This is a genomic window from Pseudomonas sp. FSL R10-2964, from assembly GCF_009600035.1.
Taxonomy (GTDB): Bacteria; Pseudomonadota; Gammaproteobacteria; order Pseudomonadales; family Pseudomonadaceae; genus Aquipseudomonas; species Aquipseudomonas bubulae.
Genome location: NZ_WIWH01000036.1, coordinates 22299 through 40433 on the forward strand (window position 1 = coordinate 22299; position 18135 = coordinate 40433).

The 18135-nt window shown below is 57.5% G+C and carries 18 protein-coding genes; 12 read left to right on the forward strand and 6 right to left on the reverse strand.

Going from position 1 to position 18135, the window contains the following annotated elements; genetic code table 11:
• Positions 1–162 precede the first annotated feature (162 nt).
• A complete protein-coding gene (locus tag GHN92_RS18720; protein ID WP_095017945.1) occupies positions 163–1068 on the forward strand; it encodes a LysR substrate-binding domain-containing protein in 906 nt (301 codons plus the stop codon).
• 21 nt (positions 1069–1089) lie between these two features.
• On the opposite strand, the gene GHN92_RS18725 is transcribed toward GHN92_RS18720, so the two are convergent.
• Positions 1090–1686 carry a hypothetical protein gene (locus GHN92_RS18725; protein ID WP_153380780.1) on the reverse strand — a complete coding sequence of 199 codons (597 nt, stop codon included), beginning with the start codon at positions 1684–1686 and terminating at the stop codon, positions 1090–1092.
• 52 nt (positions 1687–1738) lie between these two features.
• Positions 1739–2293 carry a hypothetical protein gene (locus tag GHN92_RS18730; RefSeq protein ID WP_153380782.1) on the reverse strand — a complete coding sequence of 185 codons (555 nt, stop codon included), beginning with the start codon at positions 2291–2293 and terminating at the stop codon, positions 1739–1741.
• 415 nt (positions 2294–2708) lie between these two features.
• On the opposite strand from GHN92_RS18730, the gene purE reads away from it, so the two are divergent.
• The 4 genes from purE (at position 2709) to GHN92_RS18750 (ending at position 5270) form a co-directional block, all read left to right on the forward strand.
• On the forward strand, positions 2709–3200 hold the full coding sequence (gene purE, locus GHN92_RS18735; RefSeq protein WP_016782937.1) for a 5-(carboxyamino)imidazole ribonucleotide mutase: 492 nt from the start codon (positions 2709–2711) through the stop codon (positions 3198–3200).
• 11 nt (positions 3201–3211) lie between these two features.
• Positions 3212–4297: a 5-(carboxyamino)imidazole ribonucleotide synthase gene (locus tag GHN92_RS18740; protein ID WP_094999530.1), complete on the forward strand. Its 1086-nt coding sequence runs from the start codon at positions 3212–3214 to the stop codon at positions 4295–4297.
• Between the two features lie 106 nt (positions 4298–4403).
• Positions 4404–4652, forward strand: coding sequence for a GlsB/YeaQ/YmgE family stress response membrane protein (locus GHN92_RS18745; protein WP_016782939.1), 249 nt, complete (start codon positions 4404–4406; stop codon positions 4650–4652).
• An 81-nt stretch (positions 4653–4733) separates the two neighbouring features.
• Positions 4734–5270, forward strand: a complete 537-nt coding sequence (locus GHN92_RS18750) for a DUF3299 domain-containing protein (protein ID WP_095036292.1) — start codon at positions 4734–4736, stop codon at positions 5268–5270.
• Positions 5271–5351: 81 nt separating this feature from the next.
• On the opposite strand, the gene GHN92_RS18755 is transcribed toward GHN92_RS18750, so the two are convergent.
• Positions 5352–6251 carry a D-hexose-6-phosphate mutarotase gene (locus GHN92_RS18755; RefSeq protein WP_153380785.1) on the reverse strand — a complete coding sequence of 300 codons (900 nt, stop codon included), beginning with the start codon at positions 6249–6251 and terminating at the stop codon, positions 5352–5354.
• Between the two features lie 22 nt (positions 6252–6273).
• Positions 6274–6675, reverse strand: a complete 402-nt coding sequence (locus GHN92_RS18760; RefSeq protein ID WP_003438129.1) for an acyl-CoA thioesterase — start codon at positions 6673–6675, stop codon at positions 6274–6276.
• Between the two features lie 373 nt (positions 6676–7048).
• On the opposite strand from GHN92_RS18760, the gene GHN92_RS18765 reads away from it, so the two are divergent.
• The 7 genes from GHN92_RS18765 (at position 7049) to GHN92_RS18795 (ending at position 16484) form a co-directional block, all read left to right on the forward strand.
• A complete protein-coding gene (locus tag GHN92_RS18765) occupies positions 7049–8338 on the forward strand; it encodes an MFS transporter (protein ID WP_094999527.1) in 1290 nt (429 codons plus the stop codon).
• Between the two features lie 166 nt (positions 8339–8504).
• Positions 8505–9491, forward strand: coding sequence for a phosphate ABC transporter substrate-binding protein PstS (locus GHN92_RS18770; RefSeq protein ID WP_094999526.1), 987 nt, complete (start codon positions 8505–8507; stop codon positions 9489–9491).
• Between the two features lie 217 nt (positions 9492–9708).
• Positions 9709–11994, forward strand: a complete 2286-nt coding sequence (locus tag GHN92_RS18775) for an ABC transporter permease subunit (RefSeq protein ID WP_094999525.1) — start codon at positions 9709–9711, stop codon at positions 11992–11994.
• Between the two features lie 15 nt (positions 11995–12009).
• Positions 12010–13680, forward strand: coding sequence for a phosphate ABC transporter permease PstA (pstA, locus tag GHN92_RS18780; protein WP_095017950.1), 1671 nt, complete (start codon positions 12010–12012; stop codon positions 13678–13680).
• Positions 13681–13835: 155 nt separating this feature from the next.
• Positions 13836–14669, forward strand: a complete 834-nt coding sequence (pstB, locus tag GHN92_RS18785) for a phosphate ABC transporter ATP-binding protein PstB (protein WP_094999523.1) — start codon at positions 13836–13838, stop codon at positions 14667–14669.
• A gap of 85 nt (positions 14670–14754) precedes the next feature.
• A complete protein-coding gene (phoU, locus tag GHN92_RS18790; RefSeq protein ID WP_094999522.1) occupies positions 14755–15516 on the forward strand; it encodes a phosphate signaling complex protein PhoU in 762 nt (253 codons plus the stop codon).
• 77 nt (positions 15517–15593) lie between these two features.
• Positions 15594–16484 carry a response regulator gene (locus tag GHN92_RS18795; protein WP_094999521.1) on the forward strand — a complete coding sequence of 297 codons (891 nt, stop codon included), beginning with the start codon at positions 15594–15596 and terminating at the stop codon, positions 16482–16484.
• Between the two features lie 69 nt (positions 16485–16553).
• On the opposite strand, the gene GHN92_RS18800 is transcribed toward GHN92_RS18795, so the two are convergent.
• Together GHN92_RS18800 and GHN92_RS23895 are read right to left on the reverse strand one after the other, a co-directional pair.
• A complete protein-coding gene (locus GHN92_RS18800; RefSeq protein ID WP_095017952.1) occupies positions 16554–17270 on the reverse strand; it encodes a hypothetical protein in 717 nt (238 codons plus the stop codon).
• Positions 17271–17313: 43 nt separating this feature from the next.
• Positions 17314–17889, reverse strand: coding sequence for a hypothetical protein (locus tag GHN92_RS23895; RefSeq protein ID WP_150629144.1), 576 nt, complete (start codon positions 17887–17889; stop codon positions 17314–17316).
• Positions 17890–18135: the final 246 nt, after the last annotated feature.

Below are 18135 nucleotides of genomic sequence, written 5' to 3' on the forward strand. Positions count from 1 at the left end.
ATGAACCCGGTCTGGGCCGGAACGCTGCGAATCCTAGGCCTGCAGACTATTTTGGGCCAATGCCTTTAAACACTAACCTATGCATAAACGGCATAATAGCGACGTGACGCGGCAGGTGCGTCGAGCGTGTGACCCATTTTGGTGCGCGTCCGGGAGGACTCGATGAATCTCGAAAGTAAATGGTTAGAGGACTTCAGTGCCCTGGCTGCTACCCGCAGTTTTTCCCAGGCAGCAGAGCGCCGTTTCGTCACTCAGCCGGCCTTTAGTCGGCGAATTCGCAGCCTTGAAGCGGCGCTTGGGCTGACCTTGGTGAATCGTTCCCGCACCCCGGTGGAGTTGACTGCGGCCGGTCAGCTGTTTTTGGTTACCGCACGTACGGTCGTCGAACAGTTGGGTGAGGTGCTGCGTCACCTTCATCACCTCGAAGGCGGGCAGGGTGAGGTCATGCAAGTGGCTGCCGCTCACTCCCTGGCCCTGGGTTTTTTCCCGCGCTGGATCGCCCAGTTGCGCAATGAAGGGCTGAACATCGCGACACGACTGGTTGCGACTAACGTCGGAGACGCGGTGCATGCTTTGCGCGAAGGTGGCTGCGATTTGATGCTGGCTTTTTACGATCCGGATGCGGCCTTGCAGATGGATCCTGAAATTTTCCCGTCCTTGCACCTGGGTAATACCGAAATGCTCCCGGTATGTGCTGCCGATGCCGACGGCAAGCCGCTTTTCGATCTGGAAGGCGATGTCAGCGTGCCATTGCTGGCCTATAGCGCTGGCGCATTTTTGGGCCGCTCGGTGAATTTGCTGCTACGCCAGCGCAGCCTGCGCTTTACCACTATTTATGAGACCGCGATGGCCGACAGCCTTAAAAGCATGGCGCTCGAAGGGTTGGGCATCGCCTGGGTGCCGCATTTGAGCGTGCGTGCCGAGCTGGCGCGGGGCGAGTTGGTGGTGTGCGGTGGCCCGCAATGGCATGTGCCGCTGGAGATTCGCCTGTACCGCTGTGCCCTGGTACGCAAGGCCAACGTACGGTTGTTGTGGCGCAAGCTGGAAAGTGGAACTCAACCGGAGTGAATGGGTTTTTTGTTATGGGTTTTAAGGGGCTTTTTTTAGGTGCTGCTTTATGTTGGCGTAATTTTCACTGCTAAAGCTGAAGATAGAGCAAGCACCCTCCTCGCGGCCCGTTGCCATAAAGGTTGCACAGTGAGAAGGATCATTACGTTCGGGCTCACGATACAAGGCAACATCCTCATGGGTAGCGCCGAGGCAGTGCCCTATTTCATGGGCCACCACCGTTCGTCCAAGTGTCGTGGCGATAGCGATGTTGGCCTCTGGAATAGCCAGGCCCTCCACCCCCATTGAGGGCATGAGGAGTCCATCAATCAGGATCAGGTATAAATCGGCAGGTTTTCCGGCCCGCCGATGCTCAGCCATGTATGCAGCAAAGACGGCTTTAATGGCTGTGCTCAGTGCTTCAATAACCGGCTCAATATCCAGACGGTTATCTGAGAAGCACAGGTAGTCAAAATTTGTGATGTCGGCAATATTCCGCAGAAATACAACGTTAACCGAACGGCCAGTCATCTTTGATAGCTGGGGCGTAAAAATATCGAAAAATAAATATTTTAGGTGGCGATCGTTTTTCTGAAGAACAGTGTCATGAACAAATGTATATATATTGATCGGTCGCATTTTTAGCCCTTCATTCAGGTGATGACTGACAAGTCTGTTAGAGACTCCGGTCTTAGGGGGCATCACTTAAGAACGCTCTTATGTTAGCTCTGTTTTCCGGCGTGAAACGGTAACAATTACTTCGAAAAGTTGAAGCGTTGGGAAACATGAACGTTTCACATACGCTGCCCCATGGATTGTGGCCGAGTGCTGCATTGTTGTGGGATGCATTGAAACTGTGGCCTACTTCATGGGCGATCACTTGATAGTGTTTAAGGCTGGCAATGACGGCGGGTTGTCCGGGGTAAGCGCAGCCCAGGGTGGTTTCGTTGAGCGGGGAGTGCGTAACCAGAATGTAGCGTTCGGTTTTACCCCACTTTAGCCCGTGTTGGTTTTTGTATCGGATGGCCGCCAATTCCCATCGATGAAGAACATCGTCTATGGACTGACTTTTATAGTTGAAGTCAGTCATGCCCTGCACGTTACGTATGTCCTTGAATATAAAAGATCGTTTTGTAATTGCCGTGATTTCGTCGGTAAACTCTTTGAAGTATGCACGCCCCAATGTGTTGATGGCGCGGTACGGGACATCGTTGTGGATAAAAATATAAAGTGTGATCGGTTGCATGGGAAATATCCTTTTAATAAGGAGCCTGCAATCCTTGCAGGACTGTTTACGTTTTTGCTGTTACCGGTTTGAATTTAAGTGAAGACGTTAATTCCAGGTTTCGCCGTGGCTGGAATTCGTCGAGTTATGTCGTTTCTATCTCTGTGCGATGTAGGCGTGGCACCCGATGATCAGAGGCCGTAGCCGAGGAGGAGTGCGTTGACCTGCAGGTCAATAAAACCGGGGTATTCAGGATTATCCGATGTGCATGACAGATGGTCGTCAAAGGTGCTTTCAAGGCACATGTTTGGGGTATACTGCGCGGCCTTCGGCTGGCTTGACCGGCCTTAATTCCTATAACAAGCCACGTCGGATCCTCCACGTGGCTTGTTGTTTTTTGACGCGCCTGCGGGCGCCCAAGAGAAGAGGCGCGACGATGAGTGCACTGGTAGGCGTGATCATGGGCTCCAAGTCCGATTGGTCCACCCTCAGCCACACCGCCGATATGCTGGAAAAACTCGGCATTCCTTACGAAGTGAAAGTGGTCTCTGCCCACCGCACTCCGGATCTGCTGTTCCAGTATGCCGAAGAGGCCGAAGGCCGCGGGATCGAGGTCATCATCGCGGGTGCCGGTGGCGCAGCCCACCTGCCAGGCATGTGTGCAGCCAAAACCCATTTGCCAGTGCTCGGTGTACCGGTGCAGTCGGCCATGCTGTCGGGCGTAGACTCGCTGCTGTCGATCGTGCAAATGCCGGCGGGCATCCCGGTTGCAACCCTGGCCATCGGCAAAGCGGGCGCGATCAACGCTGCCCTGTTGTCGGCGAGCATCCTGGGCGCCAAGCATCCGCAGTTCCATACCGTTTTGAAAGCATTCCGTGCTGAACAGACAGACAGCGTGCTGGACAATCCAGACCCGCGCGTAGCCTGAGGTTTCTGACGATGAAAATCGGTGTAATCGGTGGCGGTCAATTGGGCCGCATGCTGGCTCTGGCGGGCACTCCGCTGGGGATGAACTTCGCTTTCCTGGATCCGGCTCCTGATGCCTGTGCCGCCTCGCTGGGTGAACACCTGCGTGCGGACTACAGCGACCCGGACCATTTGCGCCAGTTGGCTGACGAAGTCGACCTGGTGACGTTCGAGTTCGAAAGCGTTCCCGCTGAAACCGTGGCTTTCCTGTCGCAATTCGTCCCGGTATACCCGAGCGCCGAAGCGTTGCGCATTGCCCGCGATCGCTGGTTCGAAAAGAGCATGTTCAAGGATCTGGGCATTCCGACGCCGGCTTTTGCCGACATCCAGTCCCAGGCTGATCTGGACGCAGCAGTGGCCACCATTGGCCTGCCTGCCGTGCTCAAGACCCGCACCCTGGGTTATGACGGCAAGGGCCAGAAAGTGCTGCGCACCCCTGCCGATGTCGTGGATACGTTTGCTGAACTGGGCAGTGTGGCGTGCCTGCTGGAAGGGTTTGTGCCGTTCACCGGCGAAGTGTCGCTGATTGCCGTACGCGGCCGTGATGGCGAAACGAAGTTCTACCCATTGGTACACAACACTCACGACAGCGGCATTCTCAAGCTGTCGGTTGCCAGTACCGATCACCCGTTGCAAGCCCTGGCTGAAGACTACTCCAGCCGTGTGCTCAAGCAGCTGGATTACGTTGGGGTGATGGCATTCGAATTCTTTGAAGTCGACGGTGGCCTCAAGGCCAACGAAATCGCCCCGCGTGTCCATAACTCCGGGCATTGGACCACCGAAGGTGCCGAGTGCAGCCAGTTCGAAAACCACTTGCGCGCCATCGCCGGCCTGCCGTTGGGTTCGACAGCCAAAGTGGGCGAAAGCGCCATGCTCAACTTCATCGGCAGCGTGCCGCCGGTTGAGAAGGTGATTGCGATTGCTGATTGCCATCTGCATCACTATGGCAAGGCGTTCAAGGTCGGCCGCAAGGTCGGTCACGCCAACCTGCGCTGCGCTGATATGGCGACGTTGCAAGCGCAAATCCTCAAGGTTGAAGCCCTGATCGACGAAGCGTAAATCGCTTTGTACGGAACCATTGGGTTGTCGCTGCTCTCTGATGGCGTGATGCCAAAGTGCTGACTAGGCTTTGGTTGTAACGCCATTTAACTTTGAGGGAGCGTCCATGGGCATCATCGGAACCATTTTTATCGGCTTGATCGTTGGCCTGCTGGCTCGTTTCCTGAAACCGGGTGACGACAGCATGGGCTGGATCATGACCATCCTGCTGGGTATCGGCGGCTCGCTGGCGGCTACCTATGGTGGTCAGGCGATTGGTATCTACAAGGCAGGCGAGGGTGCCGGCTTTATAGGTGCCGTGGTGGGTGCCGTGATCTTGCTGGTGATCTACGGCCTGGTGTCGAAAAAGTCCTGATTAAACGCTTTGGCTCTCTCTGCGCCAGCCGCAGAGAGGGTTAAACTGCGCGCGTTCAATCCTTCTTTTATCGAGCCTTGCATGCGCCGTCTTCTACTGACTTTTCTTTTGCTGGGTTCAGGCCTGGCACATGCGGCAGAGTTGCCCGAAACCGACTGGCTTGAACTGATGCCCAAGTCGGATCAAATAGCCCTTGAGCAAATGCCCGAAATTGACCATGACTCGCCCGAGGCCAATGGTACGTTTACCGACAAGGGTGGTTTGAAGCAGAGCAAGGGCCTGCCCGCGGTGATGTACTCCAGCAAGACAGTGGCCAGCATGAACGGCAAAAATATCCGTTTGGGTGGCTACCCCGTGCCTCTGGAAACAGACGCCAAGGGTCGCAGCACGCTGTTTTTCCTGGTGCCGTACCCGGGTGCCTGCATCCATGTGCCGCCTCCGCCGCCCAATCAGTTGGTGTTGGTGCGCTATCCAAAAGGCTTGAAGCTGGATGATATCTACACGCCGCTGTGGGTGATGGGCACGCTGAAGGTCGAGAAGGTCAGCAATGACCTGGCCGATGCGGCCTATGCGCTGGATGCGAGCAAGGTGCGGGTAGTGGTTGAGGAAGACTTGTAGGGATCAGACCAATTGTGGGAGCGAGCCTGCTCGCGAAAACACACTTCGCGAGCAGGCTCGCTCCCACAGGTTTTGTTTGTATCAGGTTTTCAGGCGCTTGCTGGCAATACTCACACCCAACGTATGGCTGGCGCCCGGCGCCAATGTGATGATGTCATCCATCACATTGGCGGTTTCGATGCACAGCATGCGTTGCCAGCCGTCTGCAGCCATATCGGCGAGCGTGGCGGTCTTGTCGATCCATGGATTCCAGATCACCGCCGAGCGTGAGCCGCGGCTGGTCAGCTCGAGCGTGCGCGACCAGTCCGGGTCGACGATGCTCAACTGCTGCGGCGTATCGAGGTAGATACGGTCGGTTTCGCCGCTGAAGGTCAAATCCCCCGTTTGCTCAACACGATTCCAGTCTTCGAGGGTGTCGATGTAGGTCAGTCCGTCGACCCCTTTGACCTCAACCTTGCGCACGTCGCTAACCGCGAAATAGCTGTGCAGGGCCTGGCTGATACTGACCGGGATATCACTGCGGTTATGGCTGGTGAGGCTGATATGCAGCTGGGTGTCCAGGCGGATGCTCAGAGTCAACGCCACGTCGTGGGGCCAGCCGGGAAGGCCGCCTTTGATGTGGGGCAAGCCCAGCTCAATATGCAGCGCTTCACCGGCGTCATCGATCTCCAGTACTTCCCATTCGCGTGTACGCACCAGCCCGTGGGCCGTGGCGGGTTCATCGCTGTGGCGCATGGCCTGCACGCTTTGCGGGTTGAGTGCCAGGTTGCCAAACCAGGGCCAGCACACCGGCACGCCCGTGCGGATGCCATGGCCTTGCTTGAATTGGGCTTTTTCGTTGAGCCAGATGATCGGCGGCTCATCACCTACCTGATAACTGAGAACCTGCGCGCCCTGTTTGGCGACCAGCAGTTGGGCCTGGCCATGCTGGAAGTGCCAGCACTCCAGTTCATCCAGGGTGACTGACTCAATGTGGTGCATGGCAGGTTCTCTATTTATAGGTTTAACGACGTGGCGGAACGGAGCGGGTGCGGCCGCTGCCATCGATGGCGACAAAGACAAAGACCGCTTCGGTCACTTTACGCCATTCGCTGGACAACGGGTCGTCACTCCACACTTCAACCATCATCTGGATCGAGCTGCGGCCGATCTCCAGTGCCTGGGTGTAGAACGACAATTGTGCGCCCACGGCCACGGGTACCAGAAATGCCATACGATCAATAGCGACAGTGGCTACACGGCCACCGGCAACCTTGCTGGCCATTGCGGTACCGGCCAGGTCCATTTGGGAGACCAGCCAGCCGCCAAAAATATCGCCGAAACCATTGGTCTCGCGCGGCAGGGCGGTGATTTGCAAGGCCAGATCGCCTTGCGGAATTGGATCTTCTTGTTCGAGCTCTAGCATGCCTAAGGGCCTCTGACCCGTGATTCATCATAAGTACTGCGGGTGAAAAAGCGTCTTTAGAAAAACGATTCAGCCCGAACATACTACGTTCGTCACGTTCTTCATAAGCCGCACCAAGGGGAAACTCTGCGAAATCGGCTGAAGTGGCCAGCGGACGTTTTCGCACAGCAACCTCAGAAGTTACCAAGTGTTTCTTACAGCATGAGTATATCGGGGGACAGCCTGGCCGACGACCTCCTGATTCTGCTTTTTGGGTGCGCTGCACGTCTAGCTCTGTGCTTTTGTAAACAATTTGTTATCTTTCAAAACCTGCCCAGCCCCTGCCGGCGAAGTTGCAGCTTTTTGCCGTGCCTAATAAGAGAAGCAATACCCCATGATCACAGAGCCTTCCAGTGCTGCACCGCCTTCGCGGCCGTTAACCCGTAATGACTATAAAACCTTGTCGCTGTCTGCCTTGGGTGGTGCGCTGGAGTTTTACGATTTCATTATTTTTGTATTTTTTGCCACCGTGGTCGGGAAACTGTTCTTTCCGGCGGACATGCCCGAGTGGCTACGTCTGATGCAAACCTTCGGTATTTTCGCTGCGGGTTATCTGGCGCGTCCTTTGGGCGGCATTGTCATGGCGCACTTTGGTGATTTGCTGGGGCGCAAAAAGATGTTCACGTTGAGCATCTTCATGATGGCCGTACCGACTTTGATCATGGGCTTGCTGCCGACCTATGCGCAGATTGGCATGTGGGCACCGATTCTGTTGCTGCTGATGCGCGTGATCCAGGGCGCGGCCATTGGTGGTGAAGTGCCCGGGGCCTGGGTGTTCGTGGCCGAGCATGTGCCGCCACGGCATGTGGGCTACGCCTGCGGCACCCTGACCTGCGGGTTGACCGCGGGCATCTTGCTGGGTTCCCTGATGGCCACGGCGATCAATACGATCTATACGCCGGCTGAAGTGTCTGACTTTGCCTGGCGGATTCCATTCCTGATGGGCGGCGTGTTCGGCCTGTTCTCGGTGTACCTGCGTCGCTGGTTGCACGAGACACCGGTATTTGCCGAGTTGCAGCTGCGCAAGGCGCTGGCTGCGGAAGTCCCGCTCAAGACCGTGCTGCGCGACCATCGCGGGGCGATTGTGGTCTCGATGCTGCTGACCTGGTTGCTGTCTGCCGGGATCATCGTGGTCATTCTGATGACGCCCACGGTGCTGCAAACCATTTATGGTTTTTCAGCGACCACCTCGTTGCAAGCCAATAGCCTGGCGATCGTCTTTTTGAGTTTGGGTTGCATCGCTTCGGGCGCCCTGGCTGACCGCTTTGGTGCGGGCAAGGTGTTTGTGGTGGGTTGCGCCGGGTTGCTGATCACGTCGTGGACCTTCTATCACAGCCTGCTGCAGCATCCGGACTGGCTGTTCCCGCTGTATTCCCTGAGCGGTCTGTTTGTCGGCACCATCGGTGCCGTCCCTTATGTGATGGTTAAAGCTTTTCCGCCAGTGGTGCGTTTCAGTGGCCTGTCGTTTTCCTACAACCTGGCCTACGCCATCTTTGGCGGTCTGACCCCAATGGCCGTGACCCTGTTGCTCAAGGAAAGCCCGATGGGGCCGGCGTATTACGTGGCCATTATCTGCACGATGGGCCTGGTGGTCGGTGCTTATTTGTGGAAAAAGGGCCGCTGAGACATCGCTCAGTGGCCATGACACTTCGCTAGCCTCTCCCCGAAGGCCATCATTTGTAACGAATGATGGCCTTTCATCTAATTGTCACAATCGGTTCATAGAGTAGTCACATGGCCTGCAGATACTGGCCCCCGATTCATCTAACCCCGTTTGCTAGGAGTAAGGCATGAAACTGAAGCGTGTGATGGCGGCCCTGACTTTTGTCGCCGCAGGCGTTGCAACTGCCAATGCGGTTGCCGCTGGTGTTGACCCGGCTATTCAGCCCTACGTGAAGACCACTGGTGTGTCGGGCAACCTGTCCAGCGTTGGTTCCGACACCCTGGCGAACTTGATGACCTTGTGGGCTGAGGCGTACAAAAAAGAATACCCGAACGTAAACATCCAGATTCAAGCTGCCGGTTCTTCGACCGCGCCGCCTGCGATTACTGAAGGCACCGCTAACCTGGGCCCGATGAGCCGCAAAATGAAAGACAACGAACTGGCTGCCTTCGAGCAGAAGTACGGCTACAAGCCTACCGCCATCCCGGTGGCAGTGGATGCCCTGGCCGTGTTCGTGCACAAGGACAACCCGATCAAGCACCTGACCATGGAACAGGTTGATGCGATCTTCTCTTCGACCCGCCTGTGCGGCGCCAAAGCCGACGTTAAAACCTGGGGCGACCTGGGTGTGACCGGCGACCTGGCCAACAAGCCGGTTCAACTGTTCGGTCGTAACTCGGTATCCGGCACTTACGGCTACTTCAAGGAAGAAGCCCTGTGCAAAGGCGATTACAAGCCTAACGTGAACGAACAGCCGGGCTCGGCTTCGGTTGTGCAGTCGATCAGCAGCTCGCTGAACGGCGTCGGTTACTCGGGCATCGGTTACAAAACCGCCAGCGTGAAGACCGTGCCTTTGGCTAAAAAAGGCAGCACCGAGTTTGTCGAAGACACCGAAGAAAACGCACTGAACGGCAAATACCCGCTGTCGCGTTTCCTCTACGTGTACGTGAACAAGGCGCCGAACAAGCCGCTGAACCCGCTGGAAGCCGAGTTCATCAAGCTGGTCCTGTCCAAGCAAGGTCAGGAAGTGGTCGTGAAGGATGGCTATATCCCTCTGCCAGCCAAAGTCGCTGCCAAAGCATTGGCTGACCTGGGCCTGAAAGAAGGCGCATAAGCAGACGCCATGTGGGAGCGGGCTTGCTCGCGATGCAGGCAACTTGGTACATCAGACCTATTGAGTTGACGCCATCGCGAGCGAGCCCGCTCCTGCAGGTCTGCCTCGCAACCGCTTCACCAAATTTTCCATTCCGCTGCCAGCACCGTTGGGCGGCGGATTTTTTGCGTCACTGCTTTGTCATCTTTCTGTCATACAGGACCGCTAGGGTGTGCGCATGAATGATCTGGCCAATTCCCCAATGACTACGACATCCGCTCCCAAGCGCATTGATTTCAATACGCCTGAACTGCAACGCAAGCGCCGTATCCGCGCGTTTAAAGATCACCTGACCCGCTGGTATGTATTTATCGGCGGTCTTGCCGTGCTTGGCGCAATCACTCTGATCTTCTTCTTCCTGGGCTATGTGGTTTATCCACTGTTCCAGGGTGCCGACCTGAACGCCAAACAGGCGATTACGCCGGTGTGGATGCAGGACGCCGGCAAGCCGCTGATGATCTCCATCGAAGAGCAGAATCAGGTCGGTATGCGGGTGTCCGACAAGGGCATGGTGTTGTTCTTCAATGCGAAGAACGGCGAAGAGCTGTCGCGGGTCAACCTGCCGTTGCCGGCCGGCACTCAAGTGACTTCTCTGGGTGAAGACCAGCCGGGTAATCCGGTGGCGGTGCTGGGCCTGTCCAACGGTCAGGCGCTGGTGTTCCGGCACAGCTATAAAGTCAGCTACCCGGATGGCAAGAAGACCATCACCCCGGCAATCGAATACCCGTATGGCGAAACGCCAATCGTCCTCGACCCGCAGGGTGGTGCACTGGATCACGTCAACCTCAGCGTCAACGATTCAACGCTGGTGCTGGCCGGTTCCTCGGGCGCGCAACTGAACGTGCTGTCACTGGCCCGCGAAGAAAACATGATGACCGACGAGGTCACCAACACCGAGACCCGTATCGACCTGCCGCAGATGACCGCGAAGGTCAAAGCGCTGTATATCGACCCGCGTCAGCAGTGGTTGTATGTGATCAATGATCGCGCCCAGGCCGATGTCTTCAGCCTGCGCGACAAAAGCCTCAACGGTCGCTACAAGCTGGTGGATGACGCAACCACCGAGATCACCGCCAGCACACAACTGGTGGGCGGTATTTCGCTGATTTTTGGTGATTCCAAGGGCGGCCTGAGCCAGTGGTTCATGGCTCGCGACCCGGATGGCGAGCAGCGCTTCAAACATATCCGCAGCTTCCAGATGGGCACGTCGCCGATTGTTGAAATCACTGCCGAGCAACGCCGCAAGGGCTTCCTGGCTCTGGACGCGGCCGGCGAGATCGGTGTGTTCCACAGCACCGCGCATCGCACCCTGCTGGTCGAGAAAGTGGCAGAAGGTCCGGGCGTCATGGCGTTGTCGCCGCGTGCCAACCGCATCATCGTGGAAGAGGGCGGCAAGCTGCTGCCACTGACCCTGAAGAACCCGCACCCGGAAGTGTCCTGGAGCGCGCTGTGGAGCAAGGTCTGGTACGAGAACTACGACGAGCCTAAATACGTCTGGCAATCGACAGCCGCCAACACTGACTTCGAACCGAAAATGAGCCTGGCGCCATTGACCTTCGGTACCTTGAAAGCAGCGTTCTACGCGATGTTGCTGGCGGCACCTCTGGCCGTTGCCGCAGCCATCTACACCGCTTACTTCATGGCACCAAGCCTGCGCCGCAAGGTCAAGCCGGTGATCGAGCTGATGGAAGCGATGCCGACGGTGATTCTGGGTTTCTTCGCCGGTCTGTTCCTGGCGCCGTATGTGGAAGGCCACTTGCCGGGGATTTTCAGCCTGCTGGTGCTGATGCCGATCGGCATTCTGGTGGCGGGCTTCACCTGGAGCCGCCTGCCCGAGTCGATCCGCCTGCGTGTGCCTGACGGTTGGGAAAGCCTGATCCTGATCCCGGTGATTCTGTTTGTATGCGGCCTGTCGCTGTATATGAGCCCGTTCATGGAAGCCTGGTTCTTCGGTGGCGATATGCGCCTGTGGATCTCCCACGACCTGGGCATTACTTACGACCAGCGCAATGCTCTGGTTGTGGGTCTGGCAATGGGCTTCGCGGTGATCCCCAACATCTACTCGATTGCTGAAGATGCCGTGTTCAGTGTGCCTCGCGGTCTTACCCTGGGTTCGCTGGCGCTGGGTGCCACACCGTGGCAAACCATGACCCGCGTGGTCATCCTGACGGCCAGCCCGGGGATCTTCTCGGCACTGATGATCGGTATGGGCCGTGCGGTCGGCGAGACGATGATTGTGTTGATGGCCACCGGTAACACCCCGGTCATGGAAATGAACCTGTTCGAAGGCCTGCGTACCCTGGCGGCGAACGTGGCGGTGGAAATGCCGGAGTCGGAAGTGGGCGGTAGCCATTACCGCGTGCTGTTCCTCTCGGCGCTGGTGCTGCTGTTGTTCACCTTCATCATGAACACTCTTGCCGAACTGATTCGTCAGCGTCTGCGCAAGAAATATTCGTCGCTTTAAGGAAGGTAGAAGTCTGTGAAACAGAACTCCCTCAAAGGCTGGTTCAAGAGCGGCGCTCCAGGCGTCTGGATCAGCGGTGGCGCAGTGTCCATCGCCGTCATCATGACCATCGGCCTGCTCTCGGTGATTGCCGTGCGTGGCCTGGGCCACTTCTGGCCGGCCGACCTGATCCACGCTGAATACAACGTGCCGGGTGATGCCAATCACCTGGTGATCGGCGAAGTGGTGCAAAAGGAAGAAGTGCCCCGCGAGCGCCTGAAAAGTGCGGGCCTGCCGGTGCCGGAACAAGGCCCGGAGTTCATGACCCGGGAGCTGATCAAGGTCGGCAACCGTGACCTGAACGGCAATGATTTTACCTGGGTGGTCGGCGAGTGGTTGACGAACCAGAGCACGCCGCCCGAGTTGATGGCCATCGAGCGTCGCGAGTGGGGCAACTTCTACGGCTACCTGGTTAACGTCAAGGAAAACGGCAAGGTGGTGGCAGAAGGTGCCGCGGCCTGGCCGGAGCTGCAAGCGCGGGTCAAGCGGGTCAATGACCTGGCCGCGCAACTGAGCCAGCTTGAGAAGAAAGATATCGGCGCGATCAACTACGGTCTGGAGCGTATCCGCCTGCACGGTCGCAAGCTGGAGCTGGAAGGCAAGCTGACCCCGCAGGCACAGGCTGACATGGAAACCGAGCGCGCCGAGCTGAATGCCCGCTACAAGGCCATCGAGGACCGCTTGGGCGAGTTGCATGCACAGTTCAACCGCGACAGCCTCACGGCCCGGGATGCCAACGGCAAAGAGCTGGAAATCGGTATCGGCAAGGTGGTCAAGGTGTACCAGCCGAACGCGATGAACAGCTGGCAGAAACTGGCCATGTACTTCAGCAATATCTGGGAATTCCTGAGCCAGGATCCACGTGAAGCCAACACCGAGGGCGGGATCTTCCCGGCCATTTTCGGCACGGTAATGATGACCCTGATCATGGCGGTGATTGTGACGCCGTTTGGCGTACTGGCGGCGGTTTACCTGCGTGAATATGCCAAGCAAAACACCCTGACCCGGATCATCCGTATCGCGGTGAACAACCTGGCAGGCGTACCGGCCATCGTTTACGGCGTATTCGGCCTGGGCTTCTTTGTGTACGTGCTGGGCGGCTCGGTTGACCGCCTGTTCTTCGCAGAAGCATTGCCTGCGCCGACCTTTGGTACACCTGGCCTGATGTGGGCTTCGCTGACCCTGGCGCTGCTGGCCGTGCCGGTAGTGATCGTGGCCACCGAAGAAGGGCTGGCGCGGATTCCGCGTACAGTGCGCGAAGGTTCGCTGGCGCTGGGTGCAACCAAATCGGAAACCCTGTGGAAAATCGTGCTGCCGATGGCCAGCCCGGCCATGATGACCGGCATGATCCTCGCCGTGGCCCGTGCCGCCGGTGAAGTGGCACCGCTGATGCTGGTGGGCGTGGTCAAACTGGCGCCGTCGCTGCCGCTGGACGGCAACTACCCGTACCTGCACCTTGACCAGAAGATCATGCACTTGGGCTTCCATATTTATGACGTCGGCTTCCAGAGCCCGAACGTCGAAGCCGCCCGACCGCTGGTATACGCCACGGCGCTGCTGCTGGTGCTGGTGATCGCGACCCTGAACCTGTCCGCCGTGTGGATTCGTAACCACCTGCGCGAGAAGTACAAGGCGCTGGATAGCTGATAGACACATGACCTGTGGGAGCGGGCTTGCCCGCGATGGTATCGGTAAGGTTTCAGCGTGAAACCGAGGTGCCTGAATCGCGAGCAAGCCCGCTCTCCCAGAAGAAACCCGGTTACTGAAAAACCGAAACGAATTTTTAGCGTATGGAGCAACCCATGCAGCATGAATCCTCAACCCACGGCATCAACATGTCCGCCTTGGGTCGCACCAAACAAAGCTTGAACCTGGCAAACGAAGAAGTCGCCATTGAAGTCCCGGGCCTGAATCTTTACTACGGTGAAAAACAGGCCCTGTACGACGTCAGCCTGAATATCCCGAAACAACGGGTCACGGCGTTTATCGGTCCGTCCGGCTGTGGCAAGTCGACGCTGCTGCGTACCTTCAATCGCATGAACGACCTGGTGGACGGCTGCCGCGTAGAAGGTGAGATCAACCTGTACGGCAACAACATCTACCGCAAGGGCGAGGATGTAGCCGAACTGCGTCGCCGCGTCGGCATGGTATTTCAGAAGCCCAATCCGTTCCCCAAAACCATTTACGAGAACGTGGTTTACGGCCTGCGCATCCAGGGCATCAATAAAAAGCGTGTGCTCGATGAAGCCGTCGAATGGGCCCTCAAGGGCGCGGCGTTGTGGGACGAAGTCAAAGACCGCCTGCACGACTCGGCACTGGGTTTGTCCGGTGGCCAGCAACAGCGTCTGGTGATTGCCCGTACCATCGCGGTAGAGCCCGAAGTGTTGCTGCTCGATGAGCCATGCTCGGCACTCGACCCGATCTCGACGTTGAAAGTCGAAGAACTGATCTACGAGCTCAAGTCCAAGTTCACCATCGTGATCGTAACCCACAACATGCAACAGGCAGCCCGTGTCTCGGATTACACAGCGTTCATGTACATGGGCAAGATGGTTGAATATGGTGACACTGACACGCTGTTCACCAACCCGGCCAAAAAGCAGACCGAAGACTACATTACCGGGCGCTATGGCTAGTTTGAGCGGCATTGCCCGTTCTATGTCACGATAATTCGGCTGGCCGCTAACCGCGTGCAGCTCACAGCTTTTGCGGAGCAGAACCATGATTTCAAAGGATGGCCTCACCCATCACATTTCCGCGCAGTTCAACGCGGAACTCGAAGACGTGCGCAGCCACCTGCTGGCGATGGGCGGCCTGGTCGAGAAGCAGGTCAACGATGCGGTGACCGCACTGATCGAGGCCGACTCGGGCCTGGCGCAACAGGTGCGTGAGATCGATGAACAGATCAACCAGATGGAGCGCAATATCGACGAGGAGTGCCTGCGCATTCTGGCCCGTCGTCAGCCTGCGGCGTCTGACTTGCGATTGATCATCAGCATTTCCAAGTCGGTGATCGACCTGGAACGCATTGGTGACGAAGCGACCAAGATCGCCCGTCGGGCCATTCAGTTGTGCGAAGAAGGTGAGGCGCCGCGCGGATACGTTGAAGTGCGCCATATCGGTGACCAGGTGCGCAATATGGTGCGTGATGCACTGGATGCGTTTGCCCGCTTTGACGCCGATCTTGCCCTGTCTGTGGCGCAGTACGACAAAATCATCGACCGTGAGTACAAGACCGCGCTACGTGAGCTGGCCACTTACATGATGGAAGATCCGCGTTCGATCACGCGTGTGTTGAGCATCATCTGGGTGCTGCGCTCACTGGAACGTATCGGCGACCACGCCCGCAATATCTCGGAGCTGGTGATTTATCTGGTACGCGGTACAGACGTGCGGCACATGGGTCTCAAGCGCATGCGCGAAGAAGTTCAGGGCACGGGTGCCGATAACGCTAATGTTGCGTCGTCGCCTGACGATAAATAAGGCAGCCCGATCTAAAAAACGCCCGGCTCAATGCCGGGCGTTTTGGTTTTCGGGCGTTCATATCCAAGGAGCAGTCGATGAGCAAGGTTAGTGTGCTGGTGGTAGATGACGCGTCGTTTATTCGTGATCTGGTTAAAAATTGCCTGCGTAACTACTTCCCGGGCATCAGGATCGAAGACGCGGTCAACGGCCGCAAAGCCCAGGCCTTGCTGTCCCGTGAAGCCTTCGATCTGGTGCTGTGCGACTGGGAAATGCCGGAGATGTCCGGCCTTGAGCTGTTGACCTGGTGCCGCGAGCAAGACCGTCTGAAAACGCTGCCCTTTATCATGGTCACCAGCCGTGGTGACAAAGAGAACGTGATCCAGGCCATTCAGGCCGGAGTTTCGGATTTCGTCAGCAAACCCTTCACCAATGAGCAGCTACTGTCGAAGGTGAAGAAGGCGTTCACCAAGGCGGGATTGCTGAGCGCCGTGATGGCCAGCACCCCGACGCGGGTTAATTCGGCCTTTGGCAATGACTCGCTGAATGCATTGACCGGTGGCAAGGCGCAGGTCGTGACCCCGACGTCGGTGACATCTGCCCCGGTTGCCCCGGCACCACGGCCGGCACCTGTCGCGGCACCGGCGCTGACCAGCCGTGGTCAGGGGCAACTGCGTTTGCCCAGCGGTACCCAAACCTGCGTGATCAAGGCGTTGAGCCTCAAGGAGGCGCTGCTGGTGGTGCGTCGTGGCGAAGTGCTGCCTCAGGTACTGGACAGTGCCGTACTCGACCTTGAGCAGGGCGAGAACGCCGAGGTGGCGCGTTTGAACGGTTATCTGCATGCCATCGTGGCATTCGAGCCAAAACCGGACAGTGCGTGGTTGCAACTGACCTTTCGCTTTGTCGATCAGGACGCCGACAAAATGAACTATCTCTCGCGGCTGATCGCCCACGGCACGGCGCAGAAGCATTTTGTGCCGGGTGCGTGATGACAGGAGCCTGTGTAGCCGCTGCCTGGTTTCTTCAGCAGCGGCTACAGGGCGAATGCAACCCGCCAGCTATCGATCCAGAAATGCCAGCTGATAGGTCTCGCGATCAATCATCACCAGCTGCACATTGTTGATTCGGGTGTTGGCCGGCTTGCCGTTGACGGCCACTGATGTTTCGATCCGGTAGATACCCTGCGGCGCACGCTCATCGAGGGTGATGGTGAAGGTGTTCTCGTAACCGCCACTGCCGCCTTTGGTGTTCGCGATCTTGCTGCCTTCTTTCAACGGCTTGGCCTCGTTGGGCGCAAACAGGCGGATCTCTTCCTTGATTTCGCTGATCGGCTGGGTCGCGCCGTTGATCGCAACAATATTGGAAACCACGGTAATCGGTTGACCCCGTTTGATGGTCATACCGGGCTGGATACTGGTGTCGTAGCTAACCAGTTCTGGCTGGGCCGGTTGTTTCTTGCCCGAGGTTTTATATTGTTGTTCAACTTCTTGAGCGGTTTTGGTCTGTACCGACTTGGCATTGATCGCGAAACAGGCGGCCATGCCGGCAACCCCGCCAATCAATACGCCTGCGCCTTTATCGTTGGCACCGCTCACAGCAGCACCCGCTGCCGCACCTGCTGCAATTGCCAGCCCGCACTTCATCCAGTCGCTGCCACTCCAGTTGGTCGGGTTGATGCTGGCAGAGTCGATATTGGCGCAGCCTTGCAGACCCAGTAGCGAAGCCAGGCCCAAGGCCAGCAAGCGTTTATCCAAAGAGTTGGAGGGCAATTTCATCAGTAACTTCCAAGTAAGAGAGGGGAAAACTCATACACCCTGATTATTCGATCCGGGTTCGATTCAGTGCTTCTTTGAGTTGTTGTTCAGCCTGACGGATGATGTTGCGCGCCCGACTATTGTTTGGATCCATACCCAGCACGACCCTGGCCACGGCAATTGCAGACTGGTACTCCCCGGCATTGAGCGCGTTTTGCGCTTGTTGCAGGGAGGCATTAACAGCTTTGGCAGCCTGTTGCTGCTGTTGGTCACGCACCTGGCGATCGGCCGCTTCCTGGCGCTGGCGCTCAAGAGCTTGCTGTTCGCGCAAGGCATCGGCTTGTCGCGCCGCCTCGGCAGACTGGGCTTTGAGCAACTGCTGTTTTTGCGCCGCATCCTGCAATTGTTGCTGGCGCACCTGGGCGGCCTGCGCACGCTGCAGCAGACTCAAGGCCCGAGGGTCATTGCTGTCCTGTTGCAAGGCAAGCCCGGCATTGTCCAGCGCGCAAGCAAAGTCCCTGGTGTCAAAACAGCTCTGACCGGTTTGCAAAAAGCCATCGAGCTTTTGCTGGCTTTGCCCGGCCATCATCTTGATTGCAACGTAGCCGCCCACCACCACTGCCAGAGTTACAACTGCCATTATCAGGGCCGGTTTTCTGTTGGTGGGCGCTGGTGTTGCGGCAGGCGGCGCAGGTGGGGGAGCCGCCGGACCTGGTACAGGTGTTGGCGCTGCAGCAGGTATGTCCCGGGCTGGTGGAGCACTGGCAGGTGTGACGGTTGCTTTGGGGGCAGGGGTGGCTGGCCGAGCCTTGGGTTCAGCTGCAGGTACCGGGGTAACCGCTGCGGGCGCCTGCTGTAGCGAGACGCCGCAAAACGGGCAGTATTT